8 protein-coding genes are annotated in these 5,215 nt (G+C 46.8%); all 8 read left to right on the top strand.

All coding sequences use genetic code 11. From position 1 onward, the window contains the following. Nucleotides 1-572: 572 nt before the first annotated feature. The 8 genes from ACP2AU_RS16600 to ACP2AU_RS16565 all read left to right on the top strand — a co-directional run bounded on the left by ACP2AU_RS16600 (nucleotide 573) and on the right by ACP2AU_RS16565 (nucleotide 5,042). Nucleotides 573-1,106: a GNAT family N-acetyltransferase gene (locus ACP2AU_RS16600; RefSeq protein WP_044629349.1), complete on the top strand. Its 534-nt coding sequence runs from the start codon at nucleotides 573-575 to the stop codon at nucleotides 1,104-1,106. Nucleotides 1,107-1,248: 142 nt separating this feature from the next. Beyond that, nucleotides 1,249-1,857 carry a hypothetical protein gene (locus ACP2AU_RS16595; protein WP_426377325.1) on the top strand — a complete coding sequence of 203 codons (609 nt, stop codon included), beginning with the start codon at nucleotides 1,249-1,251 and terminating at the stop codon, nucleotides 1,855-1,857. 153 nt (nucleotides 1,858-2,010) lie between these two features. Further along, nucleotides 2,011-2,370 carry a hypothetical protein gene (locus ACP2AU_RS16590; protein ID WP_426377324.1) on the top strand — a complete coding sequence of 120 codons (360 nt, stop codon included), beginning with the start codon at nucleotides 2,011-2,013 and terminating at the stop codon, nucleotides 2,368-2,370. Nucleotides 2,371-2,482: 112 nt separating this feature from the next. Beyond that, nucleotides 2,483-3,031: a hypothetical protein gene (locus ACP2AU_RS16585; protein WP_426377323.1), complete on the top strand. Its 549-nt coding sequence runs from the start codon at nucleotides 2,483-2,485 to the stop codon at nucleotides 3,029-3,031. 43 nt (nucleotides 3,032-3,074) lie between these two features. After that, nucleotides 3,075-3,656 carry a hypothetical protein gene (locus ACP2AU_RS16580; protein WP_426377322.1) on the top strand — a complete coding sequence of 194 codons (582 nt, stop codon included), beginning with the start codon at nucleotides 3,075-3,077 and terminating at the stop codon, nucleotides 3,654-3,656. An 87-nt stretch (nucleotides 3,657-3,743) separates the two neighbouring features. Next, nucleotides 3,744-4,094, top strand: a complete 351-nt coding sequence (locus ACP2AU_RS16575; RefSeq protein ID WP_426377321.1) for an RNA recognition motif domain-containing protein — start codon at nucleotides 3,744-3,746, stop codon at nucleotides 4,092-4,094. Between the two features lie 84 nt (nucleotides 4,095-4,178). Continuing rightward, complete coding sequence (locus ACP2AU_RS16570) at nucleotides 4,179-4,574, top strand: hypothetical protein (protein ID WP_426377320.1); 396 nt, start codon at nucleotides 4,179-4,181, stop codon at nucleotides 4,572-4,574. A 102-nt stretch (nucleotides 4,575-4,676) separates the two neighbouring features. Continuing rightward, entirely contained in the window at nucleotides 4,677-5,042 is a 366-nt protein-coding gene (locus ACP2AU_RS16565; protein ID WP_269687585.1) for a cupin domain-containing protein, read from the top strand. Nucleotides 5,043-5,215 lie beyond the last annotated feature (173 nt).

Here is a 5,215-nt window from a genome sequence, read left to right as displayed (position 1 = left end):
TTTTAACAAGTTGTTGTAGTACGTTCCGGGCCTGGGGCCCTCCACCGGACGCCCATTTCGCTGCGCTGCATGGGCGCCGCTAAACATTGGCGTTATAAGCATTAGGGAAATTCGCATGATCAACAGGGCAGTTTTAGTTCTTTTGTTTTTATTATCGGGATCGGCCATCGCTGAGGAAAAGCCGCCTGAGCTTTGGTCCTGGTTTAAAGATCTGAGCAAATCCAAAGAGGCGTGCGAGATACAAAGCTCATATGCGCTGCAAGTCATAGGGCTCGAAAACCAGGTTGAGAATGAATACGGAATATACGGGAATGTAAGATCAAATCGTGTCGTCGTTAAATGTATAGAAATATCACCTACCCGAAGCAAGCTCATGGTTGCGGTTGCTGGGTACAATAGGGATTCAGTCGAGCTTGTGAGAAATAAAATCATTTCTTCAATTCAGTAATATAGAGCTTATAACAAGGCGCAGCAGTTCGCGGCCGATGGCCGCCGGACGCCCTTTCCGTGGCTCCTTCGTCGCCACTCCAAGGTCGCCGCTGTGCTTCAGCGTTATGCACAGGGAGAGATAGGTGCCATTGTTTGAAACAGAGAGGTTGATTGCAAGGAAGCTGTCCCATCAAGACGTTCCGGTGCTCACCGCAATGCTCAGTGATCCAGAAGTCATGAAGTTCTCCGTCCGTGGAGTTTGTGACGAAGAAGCTACCCGAAAATTCGTTGATTGGTGCCTTGAGTGTTACGCCTCTCATGGGATAGGGCCATGGGCATTGTGTGAGAAAGAATCAGGGAATTTTATCGGCTTCTGTGGCGTTGGGCCGGAGTTGGTTGGCGATGTTGAAGAAACCAATCTAGGTTATCGTCTGGCCCGCAGGTTCTGGCATCAGGGGTATGCGACAGAAGCTGTAAAAGGTGTTCTCCAGTATGCTTTCGACCAAAAACACTGCGAGTCGGTAATTGTTATTATCGAGCCGGAGCATACAGCTTCCGTCAGGGTTACGGAGAAAGTCGGGTTCGGAGACTATACGACTCGAGAGTTCCATGCCCGGCCTGTGCGCGTGTATCGAATGTCGCGCGACGACTGGGCACTGCATAACAAATTGTTGTAGTGCGTTCCGGGCCTGGCGGCCCTACACCGGACGCCTACTACGCTGCGCTCCGTAGTCGCCGCTAAACAAAAGCGTTAAATCTTCGGTCTAACTCAGCGTAGTGGGAATTTTCCGGAAACGATTTTGAGTAAGGAGGCAGTGGGTGGAGTTCTTATACTATGAGCAAGGCTTTAAAATTAAGACGGAGTTTCGACATAATGCGATGGGAGTCCTTTTCGAAGGAGATGTTTTCCCGTTCGAGGGGAGTGAAGAGCGAATTCATTTCTATATGATGGAGCAGATCACCCCTCCTTCTGAGGGGCGTTATAAATTAATTAACTCTTATGTTGATTTGGAAATAAATCATGTAAGAAGTGTCGAGGTTGATCAATTAATTAAAGCGGTGAATTTAGCTAAAGAGAGACTTGATAGGTACCAATCACTCTATCTGAGGTTTGAAAATTATACTATTTTTTGCGAATCGCTTGATGATGTTATTGATAGAGGTGATTATGAGAGCGTTAGCCTTTTTTTGTCTATTTCGCCCCATCGTGACGATGAGTCCATCGATGATTGTTTGGTGAAGCTCCTTAAGGGCCACAGTGACTTTACCGAGAAATCGACCCTAATAAATATGTTTTCCACCTGGGGTGAGAGTGCATATCAAACAATCAAAGAATACAGTATGGCTCATAGTCAGTATGAGCCAGATTTTTCAAGATTTTTGCTAAAAAAACTCGAGGAGTTTGAACTTAACGGACTTCTTAGGTAGCCCGTGTAAAAAGTAAGGAGAGTCTGAGTGCCGAATGATTTTCTCCTACTTTGCTCATCGAAAATTTAACCAGTGCAGGCACGGCGACGCCCATTACATTGCGCCTTCGGCTCCATTCCACGGGCGCGCATGCTGCAAGCGTTAGGCATATTTATGGATAGGTTTACTTTACAGGAGCATCGTTGGTACGCCGCTGAAATCATTGGGGAAGAGTTCGGGACGGAGATTAGATCCTATTCCCCAATTCGGGTGGAGGGCATCACGCCCAAAGGTGGCCGCAAGTTCGAGTTACAGTTTTACCACGCAAATTATCCCGAGGGAGTTCGTAACAAGGTCTATGAACTTCAGACGTTGGAGCGGAATAAAAATTTCATCCTGGCGCGATCGCCCTCTCATCATCCGGTACGTTGGTTTCTTATTTATGCCATCACGCTCGAATGGCTCAACGTGCATTTTGGTCTGACTGCCGGTGACGGGCTCGATGTTGAAACGTGGCTTGAACGAAATGCCTAACCAGTCATTCCAGTTCGTTCCGGCCCTGGCGGGCCTCCACCGGACGGCCTTTTCTCCGCTTCGCTGCGTAAAGGCCGCCGCTGAATTTTGGCGTTAGGCCTCAGGAGAAGTGATGCCGTTAAATCATTCTTCACAGTATTCTGAACTTACTAACGAGCACTTTCAGGCTATCGGCAAACTCACTGTTGAATGGTCGAATATTGAGTTTCTGCTTGGCGTTTTGCTATCTCGGTTATTGGTAACGCCCGAGTTTCTAGCACGCACCTACACGGACCATATGTCCTGTGCGAAACGCCAAGAAGCTATCAAAGAGGCCTCCGAGATACACAGGTATCGATATGGCTACAAGTTGGTCAGCGAGGAGCAGATCAAACAAATCCTCGATATAAATGGTCAGATCACGCAACTTAGAACAACCAGAAATAAATTCGCTCATTTCTGCTGGTCACGAAGCAATGATGGTGAAATTTTCGGCACAAGCCTATCCGGTGGTATCCCTGAAGGGAGGAAATACAGGAAGAGCTTTGTCTCCTACACCGTGGCCGAGCTAGCTGACTTCCACGAAAAAGCATATGCAATGGTTGAGGTCTTGTCAGAACTAATTCAGAGCCTTCCTGAGATGGAAGAGGAAGGCCTAACCAGTAAAGTCACCGGACGCTAACGCGCCGGTGCTTTTGAGCGTTAGAGTTCAAGAAAGGTCGGCGATGAGGATAGCGAGAAAAAGTATTTCTTTAGATCATAAAGTTTTAGGGGTGGTTGGAGGAGTATCCAGTATTGGATTACTTTTTTCATTGTTTTCACATGATTTCGTGGTTGATCCTGTAATTTCTGAGATTTCGGTATATATATCGTTAGGCCTGATCATATTTTTGTGCCTAATTTATTGGGTTTTATATACCAAGGGAGTTTTTTGTTCATTCAGAGAATCCAGTCTTTTTCCGAAAGGGTTAAAAGAATTATCGCTATTTATAGGAATGCCCATATTATTTTTTTGGTTTTTTTGGGTGAATTCGGCATTTTTCGTTCCCAAGTTGTTTACAGAAGTTTTTGGTGAAGATGCGACTTTGATTGCTGAAGTAAAAAAACAATCGAGAGGGCGACGAGGGTGGAGTTGTCGGCATCGATTAGAGTTCGATTCATTTAGCCGCTATTTGTTCTTTTACTGTATTTCTGAGCGGACGTATAATTTTCTTCCTGATAGGGAAATAGAAGTTGAGCTGCTGGTTAAGCGATCGGAGCTTGGATACGTGGTTAAAGGTCTAGCATACAACAAAGATCAACTCTAACAAATGCAGGCACGGCGACGCCCATTACATTGCGCCTTTGGCTCCATTTCATGGGCGCGCATGCTGCAAGCGTTATGGGGCTCTCGTATGAGAGATGACATTCCGAAAACTCACACTGAGGTTCTGGCTGCACTCAGTGGTCGTGGAAGTTTGTCGTTCGATATGCCCGCAGCCCGGAAAAAACAGTTTGCCCTGAACATCCAGAGGCAGAAAAGGTCTCTGATCATGCTTAGGCAAAATACTGGTTGGCTCGGGAAAAAATGGGCACTCATTTACAGTCTTTATGCCGAAGTTTCCCTAATGTGGGTCTCTCGAGGTGTACCCAGCATGGGGCATGCCTTTTTGGTATATCAGACAGCGCACCGTGCAATCGAGACCATTGAGGGTGAAGATATTGACGGCGGAATTATCAGGGTGACCTTTGTTGGCCGCCCATAACAAGGCCAGGCACGCGACGTCTGCTGCATTGCGGCTTCGCCTCCATTCCGTAGCCGCGCATGCTGGCTGGCGTTAAGTGTTCATATGATGAAGAATCCAAGCGACGGAAATATTCTGGCTGCAATCTACAAAAAATATTACGAGGATTTCGTAAGCTATGATAAATCGGCACCGTCTAGAAGCTCAAAGATTTACGTGCCAATTGACTGTGCTCAGGTTGCTGAGGAGCTAGGAATGGATGCCGAAATTCTTTTCGGGCGCCTGTATTATCACCTAGATAGAAAACACCGGTATGCTCAAGACGACGGTAGTCTTGTTCATTTATTCGCACTAAAAACTGGAGATGATTACCACACGATCAACTTCCCCCTGCTTGCTGCGGTACTTGCAGAGCATAACCTGTCATTTAATCGGTATATATTTCCGCTTGCGATATCCTTTTTAGCACTTGGTGTATCAATTTGGGCGTTACTTGCGTGAAACACTTAACAAGGCGCAGCAGTACGCGGCCGATGGCCGCCGGACGCCACTGACGTGGCGCCGCTGTGCTTCAGCGTTAACTGCAATCGGAAAGGAGTTCGGATGAACTATCAGGCGGTAAATTTCAAAAACAAGTTGGGTCTTTTCAATGAGCAGTGGTCACCTAAGGTGATTGCTGAGATGAATGACTATCAGTTCAAGGTCGTTAAAATTCAGGGCGAGTTCGTGTGGCATGACCACAAAGATACAGATGAAACTTTCATCGTGCTTGAGGGTAGTCTCAGAATCGATTTCAGAGATGGGCATGTGAATCTCTCTGAGGGCGAAATGTACGTTGTCCCTAAGGGAATCGAACACAAGCCTTTTGCGGAAAATGAGGCGAAAGTTTTGCTTATCGAGCCGCGGGGAGTTGTGAATACTGGCGAGGAGACTGGGAGCCAAACAGCTGAAAACGATGTTTGGATCTAAAGCAGTTAACAATCGCAGGCACGGCGACGTCTTTTCCATTGCGGCTTCGCCTCCATTCCAAAGCCGCGCATGCTGCGGGCGTTAAAAATCAGGGAGAAATATGCTCAGTGCTGTAGTTTCGGTTATTGGTGCTATTACAGCTTTGGTAAGCCTTTGGTTTACTGACAAACAAT

This window comes from Marinobacter sp. VGCF2001 (assembly GCF_049943275.1).
GTDB lineage: Bacteria > Pseudomonadota > Gammaproteobacteria > Pseudomonadales > Oleiphilaceae > Marinobacter.
The sequence above is the reverse complement of the archived record's forward strand: the minus strand, read 5'-3'. Positions and strand labels throughout refer to the sequence as shown.